23 protein-coding genes and 1 pseudogene are annotated in these 26,971 nt (G+C 64.1%); 15 read left to right on the plus strand and 9 right to left on the minus strand.

Features of this window, described 5'->3' with window-relative positions:
* From JQ586_RS17195 to JQ586_RS17210, 5 genes and pseudogenes are all read left to right on the plus strand, one after another.
* Positions 1-330 (plus strand): transposase (locus tag JQ586_RS17195; RefSeq protein ID WP_249147706.1); only part of this gene is annotated, 330 nt, incomplete at its 5' end.
* 427 nt (positions 331-757) lie between these two features.
* Positions 758-949 (plus strand): annotated as a pseudogene (locus JQ586_RS40520) (hypothetical protein); the annotation flags it as partial.
* Positions 936-2,369, plus strand: coding sequence for an HlyD family type I secretion periplasmic adaptor subunit (locus JQ586_RS17200; RefSeq protein ID WP_212395791.1), 1,434 nt, complete (start codon positions 936-938; stop codon positions 2,367-2,369). The pseudogene JQ586_RS40520 and the gene JQ586_RS17200, both read left to right, overlap by 14 nt.
* A gap of 781 nt (positions 2,370-3,150) precedes the next feature.
* Entirely contained in the window at positions 3,151-3,372 is a 222-nt protein-coding gene (locus JQ586_RS17205; protein ID WP_212395792.1) for a hypothetical protein, read from the plus strand.
* A 4-nt stretch (positions 3,373-3,376) separates the two neighbouring features.
* On the plus strand, positions 3,377-3,823 hold the full coding sequence (locus JQ586_RS17210; protein ID WP_212395793.1) for a hypothetical protein: 447 nt from the start codon (positions 3,377-3,379) through the stop codon (positions 3,821-3,823).
* A gap of 20 nt (positions 3,824-3,843) precedes the next feature.
* On the opposite strand, the gene JQ586_RS17215 is transcribed toward JQ586_RS17210, so the two are convergent.
* Positions 3,844-4,089 (minus strand): hypothetical protein, encoded by a 246-nt coding sequence (locus JQ586_RS17215; protein ID WP_212395794.1) that lies wholly within the window; start codon positions 4,087-4,089, stop codon positions 3,844-3,846.
* Positions 4,090-4,580: 491 nt separating this feature from the next.
* Here JQ586_RS17215 and JQ586_RS17220 point away from each other — a divergent pair, with 491 nt between their 5' ends.
* The 5 genes from JQ586_RS17220 (at position 4,581) to mgtE (ending at position 11,836) form a co-directional block, all read left to right on the plus strand.
* Positions 4,581-6,962: a PAS domain-containing sensor histidine kinase gene (locus JQ586_RS17220; RefSeq protein ID WP_212395795.1), complete on the plus strand. Its 2,382-nt coding sequence runs from the start codon at positions 4,581-4,583 to the stop codon at positions 6,960-6,962.
* A 17-nt stretch (positions 6,963-6,979) separates the two neighbouring features.
* Positions 6,980-8,350: a sigma-54 dependent transcriptional regulator gene (locus JQ586_RS17225; RefSeq protein ID WP_212395796.1), complete on the plus strand. Its 1,371-nt coding sequence runs from the start codon at positions 6,980-6,982 to the stop codon at positions 8,348-8,350.
* 322 nt (positions 8,351-8,672) lie between these two features.
* Positions 8,673-8,921 carry an RNA chaperone Hfq gene (hfq, locus tag JQ586_RS17230; protein ID WP_006020546.1) on the plus strand — a complete coding sequence of 83 codons (249 nt, stop codon included), beginning with the start codon at positions 8,673-8,675 and terminating at the stop codon, positions 8,919-8,921.
* Between the two features lie 11 nt (positions 8,922-8,932).
* Positions 8,933-10,327, plus strand: a complete 1,395-nt coding sequence (gene hflX, locus JQ586_RS17235) for a GTPase HflX (RefSeq protein WP_212395797.1) — start codon at positions 8,933-8,935, stop codon at positions 10,325-10,327.
* 138 nt (positions 10,328-10,465) lie between these two features.
* Positions 10,466-11,836 (plus strand): magnesium transporter, encoded by a 1,371-nt coding sequence (gene mgtE / locus JQ586_RS17240; RefSeq protein ID WP_212395798.1) that lies wholly within the window; start codon positions 10,466-10,468, stop codon positions 11,834-11,836.
* A gap of 69 nt (positions 11,837-11,905) precedes the next feature.
* On the opposite strand, the gene mazG is transcribed toward mgtE, so the two are convergent.
* The gene (mazG, locus tag JQ586_RS17245) at positions 11,906-12,730 is read right to left on the minus strand and encodes a nucleoside triphosphate pyrophosphohydrolase (RefSeq protein WP_212395799.1); all 825 of its coding nucleotides are present in this window, start codon (positions 12,728-12,730) and stop codon (positions 11,906-11,908) included.
* Between the two features lie 129 nt (positions 12,731-12,859).
* Here mazG and queC point away from each other — a divergent pair, with 129 nt between their 5' ends.
* Positions 12,860-13,573, plus strand: coding sequence for a 7-cyano-7-deazaguanine synthase QueC (gene queC, locus JQ586_RS17250; RefSeq protein ID WP_212395800.1), 714 nt, complete (start codon positions 12,860-12,862; stop codon positions 13,571-13,573).
* Here the strand turns inward: queC and JQ586_RS17255 are convergent.
* On the minus strand, positions 13,570-14,784 hold the full coding sequence (locus tag JQ586_RS17255; protein WP_212395801.1) for an acyltransferase: 1,215 nt from the start codon (positions 14,782-14,784) through the stop codon (positions 13,570-13,572). The genes queC and JQ586_RS17255 overlap by 4 nt on opposite strands.
* A gap of 818 nt (positions 14,785-15,602) precedes the next feature.
* Positions 15,603-17,012, minus strand: coding sequence for an NAD(P)/FAD-dependent oxidoreductase (locus JQ586_RS17260; protein ID WP_212395802.1), 1,410 nt, complete (start codon positions 17,010-17,012; stop codon positions 15,603-15,605).
* A gap of 223 nt (positions 17,013-17,235) precedes the next feature.
* Here JQ586_RS17260 and JQ586_RS17265 point away from each other — a divergent pair, with 223 nt between their 5' ends.
* The gene (locus tag JQ586_RS17265; RefSeq protein WP_249147707.1) at positions 17,236-18,123 is read left to right on the plus strand and encodes a YiiX/YebB-like N1pC/P60 family cysteine hydrolase; all 888 of its coding nucleotides are present in this window, start codon (positions 17,236-17,238) and stop codon (positions 18,121-18,123) included.
* 176 nt (positions 18,124-18,299) lie between these two features.
* Here the strand turns inward: JQ586_RS17265 and JQ586_RS17270 are convergent, their stop codons facing one another.
* Together JQ586_RS17270 and JQ586_RS17275 are read right to left on the minus strand one after the other, a co-directional pair.
* Positions 18,300-19,247 (minus strand): hydroxymethylglutaryl-CoA lyase, encoded by a 948-nt coding sequence (locus tag JQ586_RS17270; RefSeq protein ID WP_212395803.1) that lies wholly within the window; start codon positions 19,245-19,247, stop codon positions 18,300-18,302.
* 7 nt (positions 19,248-19,254) lie between these two features.
* Positions 19,255-20,424 (minus strand): CaiB/BaiF CoA-transferase family protein, encoded by a 1,170-nt coding sequence (locus tag JQ586_RS17275; protein WP_212395804.1) that lies wholly within the window; start codon positions 20,422-20,424, stop codon positions 19,255-19,257.
* Between the two features lie 107 nt (positions 20,425-20,531).
* Between JQ586_RS17275 and JQ586_RS17280 the strand changes: the two genes are divergently transcribed.
* From JQ586_RS17280 to JQ586_RS17290, 3 genes are all read left to right on the plus strand, one after another.
* Positions 20,532-21,458: a LysR family transcriptional regulator gene (locus JQ586_RS17280; protein ID WP_212395805.1), complete on the plus strand. Its 927-nt coding sequence runs from the start codon at positions 20,532-20,534 to the stop codon at positions 21,456-21,458.
* Between the two features lie 126 nt (positions 21,459-21,584).
* Positions 21,585-22,997, plus strand: coding sequence for an MFS transporter (locus JQ586_RS17285; protein WP_212395806.1), 1,413 nt, complete (start codon positions 21,585-21,587; stop codon positions 22,995-22,997).
* Between the two features lie 78 nt (positions 22,998-23,075).
* A complete protein-coding gene (locus tag JQ586_RS17290; RefSeq protein WP_212395807.1) occupies positions 23,076-23,828 on the plus strand; it encodes a sulfate transporter family protein in 753 nt (250 codons plus the stop codon).
* Here the strand turns inward: JQ586_RS17290 and JQ586_RS17295 are convergent.
* Genes JQ586_RS17295 through JQ586_RS17305 form a run of 3 tightly spaced genes read right to left on the minus strand, consistent with a single transcriptional unit; the run spans position 23,825 to position 26,951 of the window.
* Entirely contained in the window at positions 23,825-25,393 is a 1,569-nt protein-coding gene (locus JQ586_RS17295; protein WP_249147708.1) for a DHA2 family efflux MFS transporter permease subunit, read from the minus strand. The two genes, JQ586_RS17290 and JQ586_RS17295, sit on opposite strands and share 4 nt — an antisense overlap.
* Positions 25,390-25,902, minus strand: a complete 513-nt coding sequence (locus JQ586_RS17300) for an isoprenylcysteine carboxyl methyltransferase family protein (protein ID WP_212395808.1) — start codon at positions 25,900-25,902, stop codon at positions 25,390-25,392. Before JQ586_RS17300 ends, JQ586_RS17295 begins: the two co-directional genes overlap by 4 nt.
* The gene (locus tag JQ586_RS17305) at positions 25,899-26,951 is read right to left on the minus strand and encodes a type III polyketide synthase (protein ID WP_212395809.1); all 1,053 of its coding nucleotides are present in this window, start codon (positions 26,949-26,951) and stop codon (positions 25,899-25,901) included. Before JQ586_RS17305 ends, JQ586_RS17300 begins: the two co-directional genes overlap by 4 nt.
* Between the last annotated feature and the right edge of the window lie 20 nt (positions 26,952-26,971).

Consider the following 26,971-nt stretch of genomic DNA (forward strand, 5'->3'; position numbering starts at 1 on the left):
CTCCGTTCAAGTGATGATCAACGACACCACTTTGGCACAGCGATGCCGTCAGGGGGCGTCCACCCCATCAATCTCGGTAGCCACAAGTCGGCGGCCCTGCGCAGCTTGATCAGAGCGGCCGGCGCCAGGCTCCGGTACCTGCCGCCATACTCCCCAGACCTCAATCCGATCGAACAGACCTTCGCCAAGATCAAGCACTGGATGCGTTCCGCCCAGAAGCGCACCATCGACGACATTTGCCACCATGTCGGCGGCCTCATCACAACCATCCAGCCTAACGAATGCAGCAACTACTTCGAAAACGCCGGATACGCTTCTATCAAAACGTGAAACGCTCTAGCTGGCAATATGGTCCTACTCCGGGCAGAGACGAATTGACGCAGCAAGCCCTCATTGCAGGGGTCCCAAGCTTCAAGGAGTTCCATCTCTGTACTGGAATTGGAAGCTCGGCTGCGCAGGCCCAGCCACCGCAGTCGGTTCGACGATTTTTCGGTTGGGATGATATGGCCCAGGGTGATTGTACGCTGGAGAACATTTTTGCAGGGGCGAGCGAGGAGCCGTCCCGACTTCCGGCATTTGGCCCAACCCGCATAAGATAGAGGGATCCATGGGCAATTCGATTGACGGGGGCGGGGCGCCGCTCCACGACGTTTCTTCATCTGCGAGCAGTTCGACTATGCGCAGCTGAAGAGCGCGCTTGCCGCCCAGGCCGGCTACAGCGTCTACGCCCAGGATGCCTACGCCACATTGCCCGCCAAAGCAGATTGCCAAGGGACGAACCGTCTTCATCGTCGCGCACCGGCTGTCGGCTGTCCGCAGCGCGGATCGGATCATTACCATCGAGCGGGGCCGAATTACGGAGGATGGAGCTCACGACGACCTGATCAGGAAGGACGGGCGTTACGCCAATCTCTACCGGATACAGAGTGGGATCCATGAAGTCCGCTAACAAGATCATCCCGCTTCCGAGCAGGCCCGTCCCGCGCGACAAGGAGGAACTCGAGTTTCTGCCGGCTGCGCTGGAAATCGTCGAGACGCCGCCGTCGCCGATCGGCCGCGCCATCGCCGCGACGGTCATCGCGGTGTTCTGCGTGGCTCTGTCGTGGGCCTGCTGGGGCAAGATCGATATCGTTGCCTCGGCGCCGGGCAAGATCGTTCCGAGCGGCCGCAGCAAGGTCGTCCAGCCTTTCGAGACCGGGGTCGTGCACGCTATCCACGTTCACGACGGTTCGAACGTCAAGGCCGGCGACGTTCTCATCGAGCTCGATCCGACGATGAATGGCGCGGAGCGCGAACACGTTCAAAGCGACCTCACCGCCACCCGTCTCGACATTGCCCGGCTGCGCGCGCTGACGTCGGATGGCGATCCCATCGCGGCATTCAGCCCACCGCAGGATGCGGCTCCGGATCTGACTGCCGTGCAGCGCAAATTCCTGCAGAACCAGATCGCCGAGCACAAGGCCAAGCTCGCCTCGCTCGACGCACAGCAGGCGCAAAAGGAAGCCGAGCGCGCTACCATCATCGCAACCATCAACAAGATCGGAGCGATGATCCCGGTGATCCAGGAGCGGGTCGACATCCGCAAGGCCCTGCTCAAGAGCGAGTACGGTTCCAAGCTGCAATATTTTCAGGAGCTGCAGAGCCTGGTCGAGCAACAACAGGAGCTGGAGATCCAGAAGAGCCACGATCATGAAGCCGAGGCCGCGATCGCCTCGATCGCGGCGTCACGCGCGCAGGCGGTCTCCGAATATCGCCATACTCTTTACGATGAACTGGCGAAGGCCGAACAAAAGGCCGCCGGTCTTGCGCAGGACCTTGTCAAGGCCGAGCAGAAAACCAGGCTGCAATCTCTGACCGCGCCGATCGACGGTGTCGTTCAGCAGCTTGCGGTCCATACCGTGGGAGGCGTGGTGACGCCGGGCCAATCGCTGCTGGTGGTGGTGCCGACGGACAGTCCCCTCGAGATCGAGGCGATGGTGTCCAATCGCGACATTGGCTTCGTCTATGTGGGCCAGCCAACCGAGATCAAGGTCGACACCTTCAACTTCACGCGATATGGCCTGCTGCACGGGACCGTCCTGAGCCTGTCGAAGGATGCGATCAGCCGCGACCTTCAGCAGGACAAGGATACGGAGAGCAAGCCGCCGACCAGCACGGACAGCAGCAGCAGCGAACCCAGGGGACGAGAACTGGTCTATTCCGCGCGTGTGTCGCTTGATCGGACGCAGATGCAGGTGGAAGACAAGATGGTCGATCTCTCGCCCGGCATGGCGGTCACTGTCGAGATCGAGACGGGGTCGCGACGGGTCATCAGCTACCTGCTTTCGCCGCTGCTCAAATACAAGCAGGAGAGCCTCCGCGAGAGATAGGGCGTCTCCGTTCTCGGCAGAATTGAGCTGGCCGCGCATGGTGACGCGGCCAGCTCGGCATCGCCGGAAGCCCAGACTGCATTCGCCGGGGCAATGGAAGCGACGAATACAGCCTTCCGGCGATCTCACCGGCATTCGTGATGCCACTCACCAGCTTGCTGACGGCCAGCCCTGCCACTCCGGTTCGGGGTAGCTCGCATAACGCTGACCGTGCATCGCAAAGCGCCGGCCTCTCTCTCGTTGCGCTCGACGTGCTGACGCCGGAGGCCGCCGGGCATGTCGAGATGTCTCGGGCGGAGACAGCCGAGTCGTCTCGGACTGCACGACTGAGGCGTGCGGCGAAGCCTCGGTAGCCAATGGAGCCGGCGGAGGCTCGGCCGCCGATGGCGCTGCGACGACGGGATTTGAGATGGCGGGAGCGACCGCGACTTGAGCGCTGGTGGTCATCCGTATCGCCTCTGGCCACTTGTGGCGCGAGTGGATGCGGATGACTGTTCGATCGATGTCGTCCCGGGCCTCGCTGATTGGTGAATCCGGAAAGAGCCAGCTGGTTAGGAACAGCAAACCGAGCAGCATTCCGCTCGTGAATACCAGGTATCGAAGAAGGGGCATCGACCTTCACCGCCACAATCAGCCGCATATCGGAATTGGCGTCGAACAACGGGACCCGATGACGATCGTTCCTAACTAGTCCCCATCAAGAACCTTTCATCTCCAAAGCGATGGTGCAGGAACTTTGACCTCATGCCGAGATTGTCACGCTGCTACGATGGAGAAGACGATGGCAACGCTTTTGGTCATGGATCACGCCGGTGACACGCGCCATTCCTTTGATGCGGGAGACAACGAGCAGCTGGCCTGGGCAGAAGCGCGCTTTCAACAGTTGATATCGGACGGCTACACTGCGGCGACCCGAACAGGACCGGGGGCAGTGGCACTGGTCCGCGCGCTGGATCCCGCTGCCGAGGAGACGCTGTTCTACCCAAGGCTGGTCGGCGGCTGACGGCATGATGGGCCGTCTGCGATATTCGCGTATGCCGGCGGCGGTCCGACGTGCGGTCAGATCGTTGTGGACGACGCTGATCGCGATACGGGAGCGCTGGCGGCACTATGAAAAGATCGAGGCACGCGGGATTGCGCTGATGCTTGCATGGCTGTCGCCAGCGCAACGCTTGCAGTTCGAGAGATACAAACGGTTCGATGTCATCGGCTCGGAGTCCGGCAAGCGCTATCGCATTTGCTACGGCACGTCGACGAACGTCTACGAAATGGACGACCAGGACCGCATTGTGCTGGGATGGTGTTTCCGGCCTGTCGGCTCACTGGTGGCAGGCGACGTGATGCTTGCTCAAAAGATCGCGCTGGAAAACGATGAGCGGGCAACCCTGATGGTAGCTCACCCGTTTCCGGGTTCCATACCACCCCGTTCCGATCTGCTGGCCCGCATCCAGTGACGAGCATCGTTCAAGGCTCGTCAAAGAAAATCCCGGAGCCTCGCGAGTTCGACAATGTGCTCCGGCGACAAGATCGACGTCTCGACTGATCCTCGAGGGGGCGTGCGGATTTCATAGAGGTGCCGGGTCTTCTCCGGCTTGGCCATGAACGCCCGGATGCATTCATCAAGCGTGCCTTCCACTAGCAAATAGGGGCCCCGGTCTTCTCGGCGTTCATTTGCGAAAGATGGCCATTTGAAAAGGCCGGCGGAAGCGCTGAAGTCCACTCAAACATCCTCAGGATTAACCCGGACCACGGCGCCGAAGCGATCCTTGGCGGAGTAGGCGGCGCTCGCCAAGGATCGCCAACCCGAGGGGGTTTTCCTCCGGTCGACTAAGGGGGGCACAAAAAAACCGGAAGCGTGCAAATCTATCCTCCGGGATCCAGGAGGTTAACGGATACGGCGCGGTACTCAATTCGAGACATGTCTTTTGGCGCGGTATTCGTCGGCCAGGATTTTTAGGCAAATCGACATCCGCCCGGCATCGCTCCAGGGTTGTGACTGTGTATAGCCGAAGGCCTTGAGGCAGTCCGGGCCGACCTGCCGCTCCTCGCCGATGACGTGTGCTCGGTAAAATTACCACTCGGCCACAGCGGGTTACTGGTAAATCATTGAATCTCAACGGTGTCTTGAAGATGCCGCATTCCGGCAACATTGTGATATGATTGCATCAGTTCGCTCACCCAGTGGACTAGCCCCCTAGCTCCATCGCCGGAATGACCAGCGCAGAGACCACGGTTTCAACGTTAGACACGTCGCCAACCGATCCGCAGGGATTCCGCCTGCGGAAGTGGCTGGCGCCGTTTGCTGCGGTCATGGCGCTGCTGTCGGCGTTCCTGACCTTTGTCGTGCTGAGCGGCCTGACGCCGATCGAGCCGTCCAAGCGCGTCGTTTACTCCTTCCTCCTGATCAACGCGGCGACCATCCTGCTGCTGATCGGAATTATCGTCCGGGAGGTCTGGAAGGTGATCCAGGCCCGCCGCCGGGGCCGGGCGGCCGCAAGACTGCACGTCCAGATCGTGGGCCTGTTCTCCATCATCGCCGTGCTGCCGGCCGTGCTGGTCGCGGTCGTCGCCAATGTGACCATCGATCGTGGCCTCGACCGGCTGTTCTCCGGGCCGACCCGCGAAGTGATCATGAATTCGTTGATCATCGCGCGCGCCTACACATATGAGCACGCGCAGCTGATCAACGGCGATATCCTCGCCATGGCCAACGACCTCGCCAATGCGCGGCCGCTCTACGATCAGGACCGGCGCTCGTTTCTGGAACTGCTGACGGCGAACGCGGCCTCGCGCGATCTTCCCGGTGCGATGCTGCTGGACAGCGACGGCAATGTGCTGGCGACTGCGCAGACCGGCATCAGGCAGAACTTCCTGCCGCCGCCGAAGGATTTTCTCGCCAATGTCGGCGAAACCAAGCCGGAGATATCGGTCTTCCCGGAAGAGAACTATGTCGCGGCGGTGGTTCGCCTGCGCGCCTTCAACGACACCTTCCTGTTCGTCGCCCGCCTGCTTGATCCGCGCGTGATCAGCCAATTGAAGCAGACCCAGGCCAGCGTCGCCGAATATGCCCAGATCGAATCGCGCCGGCTCGGCATCCAGGTCACCTTCGCGCTGATGTTCGCGGTGATCGCGCTGACCATCCTGATGGCCTCGGTCCTGATAGGGCTCAACTTCGCCAACTGGCTGGTGGAACCGATCCGCAACATCATGAGCGCGGCCAACCAGGTCTCGACCGGCGACCTGCATGTGCAGGTGCCCGTGGTCAAGTCCGAGGGTGACCTCGCCCAGTTGGGGCAGACCTTCAACAAGATGACGCAGGAGCTGCGAACCCAGCGCGACGAACTGGTCAGCGCCAGCGACCTGATCGACAGCCGCCGCCGCTTCATCGAGGCGGTGTTGTCCTCGGCGAGCGCCGGCATCATCGGTGTCGACGCCTCCGGCAGCGTCGGCATCCTCAACCGCTCTGCCGAGAAGCTGATCGGGCATGCCGAATCCGAGACGCTGGACCATCCGCTGTCGGACGTGCTGCCCGAGCTCGACGAGATGATGAAGACCGCGCGGGAAGGGACCCAGCGGCTGGTGCAGGGCCAGGTCACGATCAATCGCGACGGCCATGAGCGAAACCTCTCGGTGCGGATCTCGGCCGAGCAGACCAGCCACGCCCGCGACAGCTACATCATCACGCTTGATGACATCACCGAGCTGGTGTCGGCGCAGCGCACCTCGGCCTGGGGCGACGTCGCACGCCGCATCGCCCATGAGATCAAGAACCCGCTGACCCCGATCCAGCTCTCCGCCGAGCGCATCCGCCGCAAGTTCGGCAAGAGCATCACCGAGGAGAAGGACAAGTCGATCTTCGACCAGTGCACCGATACCATCGTGCGCCAGGTCGACGACATCAGGCGGATGGTCGACGAGTTCTCGCGCTTTGCGCGGATGCCGAAGCCCGTGATGGAGGGCGAGGACGTCGCCGACGTGGTGAAGCAGGCGGTGTTCCTGATGAAGGTCGCCCATCCCGACCTCGACATCGTGGTCGACATCAGGCAGGACCCGCTGCCCGCGCAGTTCGACCGCCGGCTGATCTCGCAGGCCCTCACCAACATCATCAAGAACGCCACGGAAGCGATCGAGCAGGTTCCGCCGGAGGAACTCGGCAAGGGCCGGATCGACGTCGTCGCCCAGCGCGAGCACGACGACATCATCCTTGACGTCGTCGACAACGGGATCGGACTCCCCAAGGTCGCGCGCTCGCGCCTGCTGGAACCCTATGTCACGACGCGGGCCAAGGGCACCGGCCTCGGACTTGCGATCGTCGGCCGCGTGCTGGAAGACCATGGCGGCCGCATCGAGCTCAAGGATGCATCCGATTTCCGGGAAGGCCAGCGCGGCGCCTGGATGCGGCTGCGTTTTGCTGTCTCGGGGCAGGCGGCCAAGGCCGAAAACAGGAAGCAAGGCGCGGACGCGAAACCGGAATTGACCGGGCAAGACGCCGAAAAAAATCCCGCGCCGGAGCCGACCGGTGCGCCGGAAGAAACGACCAACAATGACACAAAAATCCAAGAACCAAGACGCAAAGCCGCGACGGGCGAGTGACAAGGCAGGTGTAACCCATGGCAAGTGACATTCTGATTGTCGACGACGAGGCCGATATTCGCGATCTCGTTGCGGGTATTCTGGACGATGAGGGCTTTTCCACGCGCACCGCGCGCGACAGCGATTCGGCGCTGGGCGAGATCGCCAACCGCCGGCCGCATCTGGTTTTCCTCGACATCTGGCTGCAGGGTTCCAAGCTCGACGGCCTGCAACTGCTCGAGCAGATCAAGAAGGACAATGCCGATCTGCCCGTCGTGATGATCTCCGGTCACGGCAACATCGAAACCGCGGTCGCCGCGATCAAGCGCGGCGCTTACGACTTCATCGAAAAGCCCTTCAAGTCGGACCGCCTGATCCTGGTGGCAACCCGGGCGCTGGAGACCTCGCGGCTCAAGCGTGAGGTGAAGGAGCTCAAGCAACTGGCTCCGGCTGCAAGCGTTTTGACCGGCCGTTCGGCCTGCATGAACCAGCTCCGCCAGACCATCGACCGCGCCGCCAAGGCCAACAGCCGGATCCTGATCGTCGGCCCCTCCGGCGCGGGCAAGGAGCTGGCCGCGCGCACCCTGCACAATGCCTCTGGCCGGGCCGAAGGGCCGTTCGTGGTCATCAACGCGGCGGCCATCACGCCGGAGCGGATGGAGGTCGAGTTGTTCGGCATCGAGGGCTCGAACGGCGAGCAGCAACGCAAGCCCGGGGCGCTCGAGGAGGCCCATGGCGGTACGCTGTTCATCGACGAGATCGCCGACATGCCGCGCGAGACCCAGAACAAGATCCTGCGCGTCCTGGTCGACCAGACCTTCCAGCGCCAGGGCGGCACCAGCAAGGTCCATGTCGATGTCCGCATCATCTCGTCGACCGCGCGCAATCTCGAGGAGGAGATCGCCGCCGGGCACTTCCGCGAGGACCTCTACCACCGGCTCTCGGTTGTACCGATCCGCGTGCCGCCGCTGTCGGAGCGGCGCGAGGATATTCCCGAACTGATCGACTACTTCATGGACCAGATCTCGGCCGCCACCGGCCTGCCGAAGCGGCAGATCGGACAGGACGCGATGGCGGTGCTGCAATCGCATGTCTGGCCGGGCAACGTTCGCCAGCTCCGCAACAATGTCGAGCGCGTGATGATTCTCGCCGGCGGCGGGCCGGAGGCGATCATCACCGCCGACATGCTGCCGCAGGACGTCGGGTCGATGGTGCCGGCGATGCCGACCTCCAACAATGGCGAGCACATCATGGGTCTGCCGCTGCGCGAGGCGCGCGAGGTGTTCGAGCGCGACTATCTGATCGCCCAGATCAGCCGCTTCTCGGGCAATATCTCGCGCACGGCGGAGTTCGTCGGCATGGAGCGCTCGGCGCTGCATCGCAAGCTGAAGGCGCTGGGGGTCGGCTGACCCCCAAAAGGCCGGCACGAGGGTGGGACCAGGGCGTCGAACGGCAGGTCGGCCATCAGCGCCGGCGCCGGCCGATGCCACGGCAACTTATCCACCATCCTGAGAATATTCGTCTCTTTCGCTGCACTTTCTTAGAATTGCCACCGTGTTCCTACGATCTGGCGCGTGAACCGGCTTGCCTAAAAAGCGCGCGTGTCCTCTAATCCTGCGGTCATGCCTGCCGGAGGGGGATCTCAGGACAGGCAGGCACCCGGAGGAGGCTCCATAAGAGAGCAACAACCGGTTCAATAAAAAAGAAGCACAAGCCTGCGGGACAAAAACAATGGCGGCAGACCGCGCACAAAATCTACAAGACACCTTCCTGAACCACGTTCGTAAAACCAAAACTCCGCTGACGATCTTTCTGGTGAATGGAGTGAAGCTGCAGGGGATTGTCACCTGGTTCGACAACTTCTGCCTGCTGCTGCGGCGCGACGGGCATTCGCAGCTGGTCTACAAGCATGCGATCTCGACCATCATGCCGGGCGCTCCGATCCAGTTGTTTGAAGGCGGCGAGGATGCTCCGGCTTGAGAGTGAACTGATTGGAACCCTTCAATCGTGAAGGGGGCGCCGACCGGACCAAGTCTAGGCCCGGGTCGGCGGGGGGCAGCAGCACGGGGCGGGTGATCGTCATCGGTCCCTACCTGCGCACGCGCCGCGGCGACGGCGATGCGCAAACGGATTCGTCTGTCCGCGACTACGATGCGCGGATCGAGGAAGCCGCGGGCCTCGCGCGGGCCATCGACCTCATCGTGGTCGAGTCCGTCGTCGCGCCGATCAGCCAGATCCGCCCCGCGACCTATCTCGGAAAGGGCAAGGTGGAGGAGATCACCGGCCTCGTCGCGGGCGACAAGGTCGAACTCGTGGTGATGGATTGCGCGCTCTCGCCGATTCAGCAGCGCAACCTCGAGAAGGCCTGGAGCACCAAGGTGCTCGACCGCACCGGCCTGATCCTGGAAATCTTCGGCCGTCGCGCCAAGACCAAGGAGGGCGCGCTGCAGGTCGAACTGGCCCATCTCAACTACCAGCGCAGCCGCCTGGTGCGGTCGTGGACCCACCTCGAACGCCAGCGTGGCGGCTTCGGCTTCATGGGCGGCCCCGGCGAAACGCAGATCGAGGCAGACCGCCGGCTGATCGGTGACCGCATCACCAAGCTGGAGGGGGAACTGAAGAAGGTACAGGCGACGCGGCGGCTGCATCGCGCCGGCCGGCAGCGGGTGCCGTATCGCGTCGTCGCGCTGGTCGGCTACACCAATGCCGGCAAGTCGACCCTGTTCAACCGTCTGACCCGCGCCGACGTCCAGGCCGCCGACATGCTGTTTGCGACACTGGATCCCACGTTGCGCGCGCTCAACCTGCCGCACGGCGGCAAGGCGATGCTGTCGGATACGGTCGGCTTCATCTCCAACCTGCCGACCCAGCTGGTCGCGGCGTTCCGCGCCACACTGGAGGAGGTGCTGGAGGCCGACATCATCCTGCACGTCCGTGACATCTCCCACGAGGACGCCGAGGCCCAGGAGCGCGACGTCGAGGCGGTGCTGCGCCAGCTCGGCATCGATCCCGACGCCGACGGCGGCCGTTGCATCATCGAGGTCTGGAACAAGATCGACCGCTTCGATTCCGAGGAGCGCGACAATCTGCGCAACATCGCGGCGCGCCGCCCACCGGAGCGGCCCTGCTTCCTCGTTTCCGCCGCGACCGGTGAGGGGATCAACGAACTGCTCTCCGCGATCGAGGATCGGCTCGCGGCCAAGCGGATGACGCTCAATCTCTCGATCGCCGCCTCCGACGGGGCGGGCATCAGCTGGCTGCACCGAAATGCCGAGGTGCTCGACAAGCAGCTGCACGGCGAGCGGTTCGACATGACGGTCCGCGTCGACGAGACCAAGCGCGATATCGTGATGTCGCGCTTCGATGCCGTTCCGGCCGACGCCTGACCACGCCAAGACCTAGCGCCGGCCCGGAATACGACGCTTCCATGACATCGCCGTATTGCGACCTTCAGCCGCACTTTCTGTTTGAATTTCGCGCCGCCTTGGTTCATTCGCTGCTGGACGCAAGGACGAGGGCGATCGATGCAGAATTCCCATGACACCATGACCAGAGACCCGCTCGCCAGCCCGAACGCTGACCTCGCCCAGGAGCGGGCGCCCGAAATCGTGGAGGCGCTCAACGCCCAGGAGCCACCGGATGCAGCCAAACTGCTGCAGTCGCTGCCGGCCGAGAAGGCGATCGAAGTCCTGGATCTGCCCGGGCTCGACAACACCTGCGAGATCCTTGCCGAACTGCCGACCGACACCGCGGTGTCCCTGCTGTCAGGGGTGTCCGACGACCGCGCGGCGGATATTTTCAAGGAGCTCATCGAGCCGCTCCGCACCACGCTGCTGAACCGGCTCAATCCGGACACCAGGACCACCATCTCGGCGCTGCTGGCCTATCCGGAGCGCAGCGCCGGCAGCATCATGACCACCGAATTCGTCAGCGTGCCGTCGACCTGGACCATCGCTGAAGTGCTCCATCATATCCGCATGGTCGAGCGCACCCGCGAGACCGTCTACTCAATCTTCGTGATCGATCCGGTCAAGAAGACGCTGATCCAGGCGGTGCCGCTGCGGCGCCTGATCTCCGCCGATCCCCATGCCAACGTGCTCACGGCCGCGCCGGCGCGGAAGCCGCTGATGATTGCGCCGGAGGCCGACCGCATGGAAGCGGCACGGCTGATCTCGCGCTATGACCTGCTCGCGGTCGCCGTGGTCGATGGCCCCGGCCATATCCTCGGCATCGTCACGGTCGACGACGTCATCGACGCGATCGTCGAGGAATCGACCGAGGACGCCCAGAAGTTCGGCGGCATGGAAGCGATCGACGAGCCCTATTTGCGGATCGGTTTCGGCGAGATGATCAAGAAGCGCGCTGGCTGGCTGTGCGCGCTGTTCCTGTCGGAAATGCTGACCGCGACCGCGATGCAGTCGTACCAGACCGAGCTCGAGAAGGCGATCGTCCTGACGCTGTTCATCCCGCTGATCATGAGCTCCGGCGGCAATTCCGGCTCGCAGGCAACCTCGCTTCTGATCCGGTCGCTGGCCTTGCACGAGGTGCGGCTGCGCGACTGGTGGCGTGTCGCGATGCGCGAATTGCCGACCGGCATCGTGCTCGGCTCCATTCTGGGCGTGATCGGCATCGTCAGGATCACACTATGGCAAACCCTCGGCCTGTTCGACTACGGCCCGCATTGGCAGCTCGTCGCGCTGACCGTCGGCGCGGCTCTTGTCGGCATCGTGACCTTCGGATCGCTGTCCGGGTCGATGCTGCCGTTCATCCTCAAGCGCATCGGCTTCGACCCGGCAAGCGCCTCCGCGCCATTCGTGGCGACGCTGGTCGACGTTACCGGCCTCGTGATCTATTTCGGCGTGGCGGCGCTGATCCTGCGCGGGACGCTGCTATAAGAGGAGCTGCGTTCGTGACCCGTCACTGCAGCCGGGACACACCCGTTGTCGTCCAAATCATCCGACAGGTCACGCGGTGTGGGCGGCGACTTTTGCTTCGTTCCACAGCGCGTCCATCTCCTCGAGCGTCGCGCCTTCGAGCGAACGGCCCTGCGCAGCCAACGCCTTCTCGATATAGGCAAAGCGCCGTTCGAACTTCGCATTGGTGCCGCGCAGTGCGGTTTCGGGATCGGCGCCGACGTGGCGCGCAAGGTTGACGACCGCGAACATCAGGTCGCCGGTCTCTTCCGCAAGCTCCTTGGCGTCATTGCCGTCGAGCGCGGCCTCGATCTCGTCGGCCTCCTCGCGGATCTTGGCGAGCACGGCGCGCGGGTCGTTCCAGTCAAAGCCGACGGTCGAAGCCTTGCGCTGCAGCTCCATCGCGCGTGAGAGCGCCGGGAGGCCGGCCTTTACGCTGGCGAGCAGGGAGGTGTGTGCGGTGTCCTGCGCTGGACGCCGCGCGGCGCGCTCGGCCTTTTCCTCGGCCTTGATGCGCTCCCAGGCGCTCTTGACGCCGGCCGGCTTGATGTTGCCGTCCTTGTCGGCAAAGACATGGGGATGGCGGCGGATCATCTTTCTGGTGATCGCCTCGACCACGTCGCCGAACGCAAACGCGTCTTGCTCCTCGGCCATGCGGGCGTGATAGACGACCTGCAGCAGCAGATCGCCGAGCTCGTCGCGAAGGTCCTCGAAATCGCTGCGCGCGATCGCATCCGCGACCTCGTAGGCCTCCTCGATCGTATAGGGCGCGATCGTCGAGAAATCCTGCTCGAGGTCCCAGGGGCATCCGGTCACCGGCGTGCGCAGCGCGGCCATGATCTCGATCAGGCGGGAAATGTCGCGGGAAGGGGTCATCGGGCACCGGAACGTGAGGGGCACAGAACGTTATGCCAAAACGTGCTCGTCGATCCCAGCCAAACGCGCCGGAATGAGGGCGCTGTCCACCGGTTGGCCGGCCCGCTCCGGAGTGCTAAATCGCGCTGCATGAACGATCCCATCACGTCCGGCACCGCATTGGTGCTGTTTTCCGGCGGCCAGGATTCCACCACGTGCCTGGCCTGGGCCCTGTCCCGTTTCGCACGGGTCGAGATGCTGGGTTTCTCCTACGGACAGCGTCATGCCATCGAGCTCGAATGCCGCGATCGTCTGCTGGGGGGCTTCAGGGCGCTGCGGCCGGACTGGGCCCTGAGGCTCGGTGACAGTCACACGCTGGATATCCCGACGCTGTCGGAGATTTCGGACACCGCACTGACCCGTGACGTCGCGATCGCGATGGGCGCGGACGGGCTGCCGAACACCTTCGTGCCCGGCCGCAACCTCGTGTTCCTCACCTTCGCGGCGGCGCTCGCCTATCGCCGCGGCATCCGCCACATCGTCGGCGGCATGTGCGAGACCGATTATTCCGGCTATCCCGACTGCCGCGACGAGACCATCAAGGCGCTGCAGTCGGCGCTCAACCTTGGCATGGCCAGAGACTTCGAACTGCACACGCCGCTGATGTGGCTCGACAAGGCTGCGACATGGCGTTTGGCGGAAGAGCTGGGCGGGGCAGGGCTCGTCGACCTGATATGCGAGCACTCCCACACCTGCTATCTCGGTGAGCGCGGCGCCCGGCACGATTGGGGATTCGGCTGTGGCGAGTGCCCGGCGTGCAGCCTGCGCGCCAAGGGCTGGCGGGAATATGTGGCCCGGCCTTAAGCCGTGGGAACCGCCGGCCTGGGTACGGGTTCGGAGATGGCGTTCGCGGCCCGCGCGGCGAGCCGGATTGACGGCTCATCGACCGTCTTCTCCAGCACCATGGCCGCGATCAGGAACGACGGGACATAGGCGATCAGGCTGATCGCGGTCGCTGTGCCATAGGACAATCCGGCGGCGTGGCCGACCAGGAAGACTGAGCACGCTACCGAGAACAGCACCGGGATGTGCGCCAGATATAGCGGGAAGGAGAGACGGCCCAGATATTGGCCAGCCCGGCTCGCGAGCAGTCGCTGTGCTGCGGGCCAGCCGGTGATCAGCGCCACAAGCATCACGGCGGAGATCGCATGCCACATCGATGCGTCAGCTTGCATCGTCAGGCCGGGCGCAACGATCGGAACGAACGGGATCGGATCAGTGATCGCGAGCATTACATCCCAGACCGGGGTCCGCACCACGCTCAGCGGGACCGTTCCAAGGAAAAGGATCAGGACGAGGATGGCAGGGCGCCAGCGCAGGCGCGCCGTGAAGCTCGGCGCATCGAGCAGGTACAGCGCCGCGCCGAACAGGACGATCGACACGTAGGCGCGCGCGAAGACGAGGCCGAATGCGATCATGATCAGGGCCGCCAGGCGCGGGCGATTGGCGGGCAATCGTGTCGCAAACATCCCGATCAGCAGAAGCGAGCCGAGATATTCGATCGGCATCGTCCAGAGCACCGAATTATACGAGTTCTCGCGGGTCGGGATGCCCAGCAGGCTGTTCCAGGCCTGAAGAAGGGCATCGGCAAATCCCGGCTGCTGCGTGAACTGCTTGGCGAGCCATGTCGAGCGGGTGATCGCAGCGGCTTCCTGATTGAATGCAAGTCCCGATGACAGAACGATCCAGCCGAACAGGCTGGCCACGAGCACCGGAAGTCCCAGACGAAGCGTGCGCTTCACGACGAGGGCCAGGGCGGACAGATCGCCCTTGAAGAAGGACTTGGCGAGGACGAAGCCCGAGAGCGCCAGGAAGATGCAGACCGCATAATTGCCGCCTGCCGCGATGAACAGAAACGGGGCGGCCGAAAACGCCGTTTCCCAGGTCCCCTGCGCATGTTCAGGTCGCCCGGTATAGATCGCAAAATCGAAGGCCATCACGAAATGCGACAGCGCGACGTTGAGCGCCGCGACGCCGCGAAGACCGTCGAGATAGGACATCCGGGACGCAGGCATGGGACGGCTCAATGACCCCTGACGAAAGGCGATCAAATGTGGGACAAGGAGGCTAACAAAGCCTTGCGTCGTTGCGTCGAAAGGGCCGGTTCGCCGCACCCGTGAACTGTCGCCAATCACTGATTTGCCCGACGGCGCAAGCCTCGAAATGAAAATATTTCGGTTTATCGTAAAGTCAAATCAGTGTATAGAGTTTCCCGTCTCACCCGAATGAGGGGCGCTCGCGATCGTCACGAACGTTGCGGTGGGATGCGGTGGACGCCGCATGCGTGACTGACGAGAGCGCATGAGGCGGACGGCGAAATCGTGCAGGCCTGACGCCCTGGTGGCAGGTGTCTCATCGGAGGAGGCCAACGCCCCTTCCGTATGACGGTGACAAAAGAGCCCAGTCTCGCCGGGGAGAGCACGTATAAGCCGTAACCCATCGCGCAGGGAAAGCCGGATTGCTCCGGTTACACCTGTGGTCCTACCCCCGTGCTTTCTACACTGCACGGGGCCCATGGGTGCGATCGGCACCCGGCTTTCCCTGCGCCCTCTTCACATAGAGCGGCGAAGATTGCAGCAAACCTCGGACGCAACGCGCCGCGAGAATGCGGATGTTCGACTCACATACCGTACAACATGTTCGGTGTCGTCCCGGCCTTGAGCCGGGACCGATAACCACGAACGCCAATTGTTGCGCGTCGCTGGGGCCACAGCGTGTTGTATCGGCAACACGATCCTGTGGTTATGGGTCCCTGCTTTCGCAGGTACGACACCAATTGTGCGGCAGCCTCAAACACCCGCCGACGTTCACATCACCCGTGCTCACGCAACAATCATCGCATCGGCGAGGCGGTGCGGGCCGGTGCGCGGCGCCGTTTCGCGGTCGGCGCGGGGGCTTCCGGCGTCGCATCTCTCAGCGCGCCGATCCGTCGCAAGGTGGCCTCGGCGGCGCGCTCACCGCTGTCCCAGGCGCCGTCGACGGTACCCCACAGCGTCTCATGCGTTGCCTCACCCGCAAGATAGAGACAGCCGATCGGATCAGCGAGCACCTTTCGCGCGGGCTGGGCGCCGGGGGCGGCGGCCGACATCGCGCCGAGAATGAAGGGCTGCGCATTCCAGCGCGTGGCGGTGGTCTTCTTCACGGCCGCGCCGATCTCGCTGCCATAGAGCCTGGTGAGCCATTCGACCGCGAATGCGCCCATCGCCTGCTCGCCCTGCGCAGACAGGTCGCGGCCGAACGAACCCGCGACATCGATCGTGCACAGCGACGAGCCGCCGATATTGCAATAGAGCAGCGCCGTCCGGGTCGAACTGCTCTGTTCGATGATGACGTCGTCGCGCGCCAGCCCGAGCGGATTGCCGGGAAGTTGCAGCGCGATGCGATCGTAGCTGCCGAGGCTGAGCTTGGCGGCGGCATCGAGCGCGCGCTTCGGCAGCTCTGGCGAGAACTTGATGTTGCCGCTGGTCAGCACATTGCTCGACACCGTGATGATGGCTGCGCGCGCGGTGATCTTGCCCGACGGCGTCTCCACCTCGACGTCGCGGTTGCTCCAGGAAATGCGCTGCACCGGGGTCGACAGCGCCAGCGGGAGCTGCTCGGCGAGTTTCGTGATCAGCGTGCCGAGGCCCTGCCGGCAGGCAATCGCGGTGTTGCGGTCCTGCGCGCGGACCTTGTCGACGACGGAGACGTCCTTGAGATCCTTGCCGCTGAAGCTTGCGCCGAGCAGGAACTCGGCGGTGCCGGCCCAATCGCCGAGATCCTTCGGAAGCGCCGCCGCGCAGGCGATATCGCCCTTGCGCGAGGCATCGTCGATTGCGTGGTTGGCACGCACCAGCGCCGCGAGAAACTCCTCGGTCTCACCGGGGCGGGCATAGCGCCGGCCGATTCGGATCTTCTGCCCGGCAGGCGCGGCGACCATCTCGAGACCAGCCGCGTGCGCCAGCCGCACCATCGGATTGGTCTCGGGGTTGTGCAGCCAGCGCGCGCCGCGATCGAACGGCACCCCGAAGCTCGTCGTATCGGTCTGGCAGCGTCCGCCGACCTGGCTTGTGGCCTCGACGACCAGCACCTTGCGATTGGCGGCTGCGATCCGCCGCGCAGCAGCAATACCGGCAGCGCCGGCGCCGATCACGACGATGTCGGCCTCGCGCACCTTTGGCGCCGCAATGGCCCGGCCGACAAGCGCCGGCACCAGCGCCAGTCCGGTGGACGCCGACAGGAAATCGCGGCGGGTCATTGTCATGGCAAATCTTCCGGCAAGTCTTCTGGCAAGTTGTCTGGCATGGTTTCCGGCGACTTGCGGCAAATGGGAACGCTTCGCGAACTGTGCCGCATCTCTCAGGTCGCAGCAACACTCATGGTAAATCAATCATGATTGATCCGCTTGACGCATGAACTAAATTGAAACGGCTTGCGATCATGATTAAGTGAGAAACAAGCGGTCGTAGAACCGCTGGGGGGATTCCATGGGGCTCGTGCTCGATACTCTTGGCAAGTGGATCGCGGGGTACCTGCAAAAGGAGGTCCCTGGCTACGAGCCGTTTACGCCGAGCGATCCGGACCATCTGCGAGGCATCATCCAGCCCGGCGATGTTCTGCTGGTCGAAGGCAACAACCGGATTTCCGGCATCATCAAATACCTGACGCAGTCGACATGGTCCCACGCCGCGCTGTTCGTCGGACCGATCGACGGCGCGTTCGAGGCCGACGGCGAACAGCATGTGCTGATCGAGGCCAATGTCGGCGAAGGCGTGACGTCGGCGCCGCTGTCGAAATACTTCACCTACCACACCCGCATCTGCCGGCCGGTCGGCCTGTCATACGAGGACCGCACGACGGTGTGCCGCTATGCGATCAACCGGATCGGCTTCGGCTACGACACCAAGAACATCGTCGACCTGGCTCGCTTCCTGTTTCCCCTGCCGATCCCGCAGCGCTGGCGGCGGCGCATGATCGCGTTCGGCTCCGGCGATCCGACCAAGATCATCTGCTCCGCGCTGATCGCGCAGGCCTTCGATGCCGTGCGCTACCCGATCCTGCCCAAGATCACGCGCGCCGCCAGCCGCAAGGCACGCCGAGAGATCCTGCATATCCGCGATTCCTCGCTCTATATGCCGCGCGACTTCGACATCTCGCCCTATTTCGAAATCGTCAAACCTACCATCGTGCACGGATTCGACTACACGGCCCTGCACTGGGCCGACAAGCAGAAGCCGCTCCAGGAGGTAGCGGGCGAATTCGGTGTGTTTCCAGAAAACAAGTCGCCGCCGCTCGTTCCTCAAGCGACTGACGAAGCGGCGCCGCTTCCGGTTGGCGAAATGATGCGGACGGCCACGGAGCCGGTGCTGCCGTAGCCCGGATGAAGCGCAGCGAAATCTACTTGCCTCGCCCCGCTTGCGGAAAGAGGTCGGATCACATCGCGAGATGCGATCGGGGTGAGTGGGTACGGGTCCATCCGAACAGTTCACTCGCAGAAGCAGCCCCTCACCCCACCCTCTCCCCGCAAGAGCGGGGCGAGGGAGAAGAAAGATCAGGCAGCCCTCGCGTTCGTCCCGCGCGGCAGCCCTGCACGCGCGAGGCCGCCATAGAGCGGCTCGTTCGGCATCTCGGATGTGAGGATCCCGCGCACCTCGATCAGGGCGTCGATATCGACGCCGGTCGGAAATCCCTTGCTCTCGCAGAGGAAGACGAGATCCTCGAACACCACATTGCCGGTCGCGCCCGGCGCGAACGGACAGCCGCCGAGGCCGCCGAGCGAGCCGTCGAGCACGCGGGCGCCTTCGTCGAGCGCGGCGGCGGCGTTGGCGATGCCCATGCCGCGGGTGTCGTGCAGGTGGATGCAGACGGGCTTCGATCCGGCGATCCTGACCGCGCCCTTGGTCAATTCGCCGACCTGCTTCGGGCCGGCATAGCCGACGGTGTCGGCGATCGCGACCATGTCGACGCCAACTTCATAGAGCTTCTCGGTGAGGCGCAGCACCTCCTTCGGATCGACGTCACCGACGATCGAACAGCCCAGCGCCATCGAGATCGCGGCATTGACCAGTGGCTTGTGCGCGCTGGCGTCGCGCAACTCGCAGAGCCGCCTGATGTTCTCGATCGCGGAGTCGCGCGAGCGATTGGCGTTGGCCTGGCTGTGCTCCTCGGTCGCCGACACCACCGAGGCGATCTCGGCTGTGCCGGAGGCCAGCGCCTCGTTGACGCCGCGCTCGTTCAGCGCCAGCGCGACGCCGTGCGCGCCGGGGAGCGAAGCTATCGTCGCGACGACGTCACGTACGTCGACGAATTGCGGAAAGGTCTTTGCCGGCAGGAACGAGCCGACCTCGAAATGCCTGACGCCGGCGGCATATTCGTCGCGCACCCAGCGCTGCTTCGCGGATGTCGACGGGAACGTCTTCACAAGCTGCAATCCATCGCGCAGGCCGACCTCGCGCAGGGTCACCTTGTCGCCGGGATAGATATCGTGGACACGGGTCATGGCAGCCTCACGCAGCGTTTCCGGTTGGATTGTATTGATGCCCGTCGAGTTCGGCCCGCACCGCCTGGGTGTCGGCGCCGAGCACGGGGACCTTCAGGCCGTCGCCGATATGGCGCCCGTTCCATTCGACCGGCAATGCCGGAACATGGAACGGCTTGCCGTCGGCATTCACATTGCTCACGAGCCCGCCGGGGCGCAGCACATGCGGATCCTTGAGCAGATCCTCGGGCCGGTTGATCGGCGAGAAGCAGATGTTGAGCGAGTCGAGCTTCGCCGACAGGTCTGCAGCGCTCCAGCGCTTGATCTCTTCGGCGACGCGCGGAATGATCCGCTCGCGCGCCATGATGCGGTCAGTGGTGGTACGCAGCGACGGATCCTCGGCGAAATCCTTGAGGCCGAACTCGCGGCAGAAGCTCTGCCAATGACCTTCGGTGACGACGCCGATGAAGATGCGATCACCGCCTTCTGTGTCGAAGATGTCGTAGATCGGCCAGGCGTGCTCCCGCTCGGGCATCGAGCGCGGCTGGCGGCCGGTCATCTCGTACTCGACCATGTGCTGGGCTACCAGGAACAGGCAGTTCTCGAACAGGCCGATGCGGATGTCGGCACCATCGGTCCTGCCGCCGCGCTTCTGGTAGAGCGCGGCGAGGATCGCGATCACCCCGAACATGCCGCCCATGATGTCGTTGGCGGACGAACCGACGCGCTGGGGCTTGTCGCGCGTGCCGGTCATCGCCGCGAGCCCGGACATCATCTGCACGACCTCGTCGAGCGCGGGCCGGTGATCATAGGGGCCCGACAGGAAGCCCTTGTGTCCGGTGACGATCAGATGCGGATGCCGCTTGCGCAGCTCGTCCGCACCGAGCCCCTGCTTCTCGAGCAGGCCGTCGCGAAAGTTTTCCAGGAACGCGTCGGCGCTGGCGAGCAGCCGGTGCATCGTCTCGCGGTCCTCAGCCTTTGCAAGATCGAGCACGATGCTGCGCTTGCCGCGGTTGAACAGCGGGAAGAACGAGGTCCCCATGCCGCCGAGCGCGCGCGTCTTGTCGCCGGCGGGCGGCTCGACCTTGATCACCTCGGCGCCCAATTGGGCCAGGATCATGCCGCAGGTCGGACCCATCACCATGTGGGTCATCTCGACGACCCTCACGCCTTCCAGCGGCAGTCCATTTCCGGTCATCGGTTCCTCCGAGCTCGTTGGTATCGGCGCAGACTAGGCTTCCGCTTGCCATCTGAAAAATATAATCTGTCGAATAGTGTATTCGCGGTTCTAGAACGCTAGAGGCCATGGACTCGCGCCAGCTACGCTATTTCATCGCCGTCTACGAGCAGCGCAACCTCTCCCGCGCGGCCGACCAGGCCAACGTCGCGCAATCCGCGCTGAGCCACCATATCGGCAACCTCGAGGCCGAATTCTCGACGCCCCTGTTCGAGCGCAAGCCACGCGGCATGGAACCGACCGCAGCCGGCGAACGGCTCTATGAGCATGCCCGCATCATCCTGCGCGCGATGGCCGCGGCCGAGCGCGAGATCAAGGAAGGCGGCAGCGCCATTGCCGGCGACATCTCGATCGGCATGGCCAATTCCGGGATGAAGGCGATCGGCGTGCCGCTGATGCGGACTGTGCTGACCAAATATCCGAACCTGAAGCTGTCGCTGACCGAGAGCCTCTCCGGCGCGACGCTGCTGCATCTGATGAGTTCGGAGGTCGACCTCGCGCTGGTCTACAATCCGCCGTCGGAAAAGGACCTGATCGCCGAACCGGTGCTGGAAGAGCAGATGTTCTGCGTCGGCACTGCCAAGCTGATTGGCAATACCGGGGCGCCGATCACTCTCGAGGAGGTGGCGCAGTTGCCGCTGATCCTGTTGCGGCAGGGGCTGTCGGCCCGCGCCCTGCTGGACGACCCCGTGCCGCTGAAGCGGCTGGAGGCCAACGCGATCATGCATCTCAACTCGACCAGCGGCATGATCGGCGCGCTGACCGCGGGCTTGGGCTGCACGATCGCGACGACGCACTTCGTCAGCGAGCCGTTGAAGGCCGGAAAACTGGTGGTACGCGAGGTGATCGAGCCGAAGCTGATCCGCACGCTCTATCTCTGCCGCCTGCGAAACCGTCCGATGACCTATGTGATGGAGGAAATGCGCCGGTTGATCGTTGCACTGATTGCCGAAGAGGTCGGTCGCGGCGCCTGGGACGCCACCCTCCATGCCTGAAATCGAAATTATCGAACGGTCCCTTCGATATGTTCGTCTGGATTTCTGGCTCCCGGCTGCCAAACATGGCGCGACCGGCACGCCTTCGCAAGAAAGGCGGCCATTGGACCATTCGGGAGGACCAGCATGAGCGCCGTCGACGTCGGCTCAGTGATCGATCATGCCAGCACGGCAAATGGGCCGGACGATATCTCGCGGCGGCTCGAAGCCCTGCCCGCGTCCGGCTATGTCTGGCGGCTGGTGATCCTGCTGTCGCTCGGCGGCTGTTTCGAAATCTACGATCTGTTCTTCACCGGCTACATCGCGCCGGGCCTGGCCCGCAGCGGGTTGATGACCACGACCACGCAGGCCTTCTTCGGCTTCTCCGGCATCGGCGCCTTCGTTGCCGCGACCTTTGCGGGCCTGTTCGTCGGCACCTTCTTCCTCGGCTTCCTGGCCGATCGTTTTGGTCGCAAGGCGGTCTTCACCTGGTCGCTGCTGTTCTACAGCGCAGCTTCCGTGATCATGGCCTGCCAGACCACGCCGGGCGGCCTTCTGCTGTGGCGTTTCATCGCCGGGATCGGGATCGGCATCGAGGTCATCACCATCGATGCCTACATCACCGAGCTCGTGCCAAGCTGGATGCGCGGCCGTGCCTTTGCGATCAACCAGGCGGTGATGCTGTCGGCGGTGCCGATCGTTGCCGCGCTGGCCTGGTGGCTGGTGCCGCTCACGCCTTACGGCGTCGACGGCTGGCGCTGGGTCGTGCTGATCGGCTCCGCGGCGAGCATGATCATCTGGGTGCTGCGGCTCTACGTGCCGGAGAGCCCGCTCTGGCTTGCCCGGCACGGCCGCGCGCGCGACGCCGACGCAATCATGCGGAAACTCGAGGCGACCGCCGGCACGGCCACGACGCGCCCGGCGCCGGCGGTTGCGATGACGCCGGCGCGCGCCCCGATGACGTCGGGCTTTGCCGATCTGTTCAAGCCGCCTTATGCGTCGCTCGTCGTGCTGTTCATGGTCTTCAATCTCTGCCAGGCGTTCGGCTTCTACGGTTTCTCCAACTGGGTCCCGGCCTTCCTGGTCGAGAAGGGCATCAACGTCACCAAGAGCCTGCAATATTCCTTCATCATTGCGATCGCCTATCCGCTGGCGCCCCTGCTCGCTGCGACCTTCGCCGATCGCTTCGAGCGAAAATCGATCATCTGCGGCGCAGCTGCCGCGACCATCCTATTCGGCCTCTCCTTTTCGCAATTCACCGAGCCGGCTCTGCTGATCGCCAGCGGCGTGCTGTTGACCGGCACCAACATGACGATGTCCTACGCCTATCATGCGTACCAGACCGAGGTGTTCCCGACCGCGATCCGGGCGCGCGCCGCCGGCCTCGTCTATTCGATGAGCCGGCTCAGCGCGACCTTCTCGGGTTTCATCGTGGCCTTCATGCTGAAGCAGGCCGGCGTCGCCGGGGTGTTCGGCCTGATCACGGCGGCGATGGTCATCGTGGTCGTCGCGATCGGTATCTGGGGCCCTGCAGTCCGCGGCAGGCCGCTCGACGCTTGATCGAAACACAAACGGCACTTGCCGAAGCCACATTGGGTGTCTACCTCTCGCGAGGAATTTTGCAGAGGTACCCCGGTCATGTTCGACGCCGCCGTCAAGGCGCTTTCGCAAATCCTGTCGCCGCCGATGCGCTCGATCCTTTGGCGCTCGATCGGGCTCGCGCTGGTGCTGATCATCGTGCTCGCGATCGGGTTGCAGCGACTGCTGAGCTGGTTTGCCGGCTATGGCGAGGTCTGGGCCGAAGGCATGCTCGGCCCCAACTTCCATTCCGCGCTGAACGTGCTGTCCTGGATGATCTCGATCGCCGCCGGTCTCGGCGTCGTGCTCGGCGGCATCTTCCTGATGCCTGCGATCACCTCGCTGGTGGCGAGCTTCTTCGTCGACGACGTCGCCGACATCGTCGAGCGCGAGCACTATCCCGCCGAGCAGCCGGGTGTCGCACCGCCCTTCGCGCTCTCGATGACCCAGGGCGTCAAAACCGCGCTGCTGACGGTTCTGGTCTACCTTATCGCGGTTCCCTTCGTCCTGTTCGCCGGCGCCGGCTTCATCGTGTTCTTCATCGCGACCGCGTGGCTGCTCGGGCGCGAGTATTTCGAGCTCGCGGCGATGCGATTCCGCTCACCCGAGGACACCAAGGCGATGCGCCGGGACAATGCGTCGGCCGTGTTTACCGCCGGCCTGTTCATTGCAGCCTTCGTCTCGATCCCGATCGTCAATCTGGCGACGCCGCTGTTCGGCATGGCCTTCATGGTCCATATGCACAAACGCCTGTCCGGCCCACGGCCGGAATTGCTGGAGCGGGCGCGACGTAGCGGCGTACCCATCGTCTAGCCCGCCTCCGGTGGCTTCGATGCCGGGGGAACCGCCGAATCGCGCGCGAGCTGCACCAATAACAACCCCATGATCGCAATGCCCGCGAGCATCGCCCATGCCTCGTTGACGGAGAGCGCGAGCGACGCCCTCTCGACCAGCGGGCGGACAAACGCAATCGTGGCATCGTCGGGCGGTCCCGGCGGACGGTCGATCAACAGCTTCGGATCGAGGCCGATGGCCTGCGCCGCGGTGAGGTCTCCCGCCAACAATCGCGCACGCAAATCGTCCGCGTGGATCGGACTGCGGCCATAGAGGATCGTATCGATCAGGGCGATGCCGATCGCGCCGCCCAGATTCCGCGCCAGGTTGAACAGCCCGCTGGCGTCAGCCACCTCGGCCTCGGGCAAGGCGCCCAGCGCAATTCGTGTCGGCGGCAACAGGCAGAACATGATCGCCACTCCACGCACGATCTGCGGCCAAAACATCTCACCGAAATCAGCGGTGCGCGGCTCCAACGCGCTCAGGCCGAGGCCGATTGCGAGCAGCGCAAAGCCTGCGCCGGTCAACAGGCGCGCGCCAATGCGGTTCTCGAGGATCGCGGCAAGCGGCGCTGCCACGAGCTGTGCGATGCCAGTCACCAGCATAGTCGTGCCGATCTCGAAGGCGTCGTGTCGGCGGACGAAGCCCAGGAAAACCGGCAACAGATAGACCGAACCGTACAGCGCGACGCCCAGGCAAAAGCTCAGCGCGCAGCCGACCGCGAATGACCGCCGCCGGAATATCAACAGCCGCGCGAGCGGCTGCGCCGCGCGCAGCGTGCGCCGGATCAGGATCGCCATCCCGGCTGCGCTGCCGGCCAGCAAGCTCAGACAAATCACCGAGGCCCATCCGCGCTGCGGCGCCTCCTTGAGCCCGATCTCGAAACTTGCGAGCACCGCCGCCAGCAGGACCAACCCCCATTTGTCGAGCTTCGACAATTCGCTGAAATCGGCCGCGTCGCGTGGAAGCAGAAATGGCGTGATGGCCGCAACAATCACTCCCGGAACGACATTGATCAGGAAAAGCCATGGCCACGACCAGGTCTGCGTGATCCAGCCGCCCACCACAGGACCGACGGTGGGCGCGAGTACCGCCACGACACCGCCGATCGTGGTAGCCACGGCATGGAGACGTTGCGGAAACAGCATGAACACGGCGGAGAACACCACGGGAATCACGACGCCGCCGGAGAAGCCCTGCAGGATGCGAAACGCGAGCAGCAGGGCAAAGCCACTACTGACGGCGCACCCGATGGATGCGACGGTGAACAGGATCACGGCCGTGACGAACAGCCCGCGCAGCGACAGCGCACGCGTGAGCAATCCGGTCAGCGGAATTGCGATCACCTCCGCGATCAAATAGGCGGTCTGGATCCAGCTCATGGCCTGCCGTGAAATCTCGAGGGCGCGCTGGATCGCCGGCAGCGAGGTCGCAACGACCTGAATATCGAGGATCGCCATGAACATGCCAACGCACATCAGGAGAAATCCCGTCCAGGTCGCAATGGATGGGTTCTCGGCGCGGCACCCGGTCGGCTCGCTCATGGGGCGCTGGTGCGTGGCCCGCCGACCATGCGGAGCGCGCGCGTCTCGGCGCGGACCCGGATGGCGAGGACCGCGAGATTGAGGAGTGTGAAGATCACGGCCAGCGCGGGCAGATGCAGCGCAAGCGGCAGCAGCGCGATCTCCCCGACGACGACCGCATAGTTCGGATGCGAGAAATACCGGTATGGCCCTGACAGAGTCAGCGGCTCGCCGGGCAGGACGATAATCCGCGTGGTCCATCGTGGACCGAGGCTAGCGAGAACCCAAACGCGCATTCCCTGCAGCGCCAGGTAGGCGGCAATTGCTGCCAGATTAACGTCCTGGCCGCGACCCCAGATCCACAGCGCAATAAGCCAGCCGGCGTGCACCGACACAATGAGCGGATAGTGACCAGCGCCGACTTCGACCGCGCCGCGGGCCAGCAATCGGCTGGTATTATGACGCGACAGCACGAGTTCGCCCAATCGCTGAAGCGTCACCAAGGTGAGAATAAGCGATGCAGGGCTCACGCCGCATGCCTCAGCGCGACACAACTGAGCGTAAAGCCGGGGCCGAGCGCGGTCAGGAGCGAACGCGGCGGCAGCCCTCGCATCCACGCACGTTCAAGGACAAAGAGGACGGTCGGCGCCGACATGTTGCCGCAATCCGCGATCACGTCGCGCTCATGATCGAGCGTACCCTGGTCCAGCGCGAGCGCCCGCTCCAGCGCCGCAATGACCTTGGCGCCGCCGGGATGACAGAGGAAGCGATCGACATCGTCGACCGCCAGTTGCATCCGGGCAAGGATGTCGGCCACCGCGGTCCCCAGGTGCTGACGGACAAAATCGGGAATGGTCCGCTGAAAGACCACGCCGAATCCTTCGCGATCGACGGTCCACCCCATTATGTCGAGCGTGTCCGGCCAAAGCTGCTCGCCGGTCGCTTCGATGCGCGTCGCGCCGCCATCGCCGGCGCGGAGCACGATCGCCGCGGCCCCGTCCCCGAACAGGCTGGCGGCAACGATGTTGGCCTTGCTGAGTTCGTCATGCCTGACCGCGAGCGTGCAGAGTTCGAGCGCGACCAGCAGCACGTTTGCGCCCGGCCGCGCTTCCGCGAGCCGGGATGCGATCGACAGGCCCGAAACACCTCCCGCGCAGCCGAGGCCGAACACCGGCACGCGTGACACGTCGGGCCGAAGGCCGAGCCTGCCAGCAACGCGCGCCTCCAGGGTCGGCGTCGCGATTCCGGTCGAGCACACGGTGACAACGACATCGATGTCGACGCCGGACAGATTTGCCCGGACCAGTGCCTTGCGCGCGACGTCAACGAAGAGCGCTTCGGCGCCTTCCAAGAAGGCCTGTGTCCGCTCCGGCCAACCGCGCGGCTCGAGATACCATTCGACCGGCTTCACGCCATAGCGGCGCTGGATGCCGGTGTTCGCGAAAAGGCTCGATAGCGTCTCGAATTCCGGATAGCGGTCGGCCAGAAGATTGCGTGCGGCCTGCAACACCTGCTCCTGACGGAAGAGATGCGGCGGGACAGACGTCGCTACCGCGACAAGCGCGGCCGTTTGCTTCATGAGGCTCATCCCGATTTGAT

The organism is Bradyrhizobium jicamae (assembly GCF_018130215.1).
Classification (GTDB): Bacteria; Pseudomonadota; Alphaproteobacteria; order Rhizobiales; family Xanthobacteraceae; genus Bradyrhizobium; species Bradyrhizobium jicamae_A.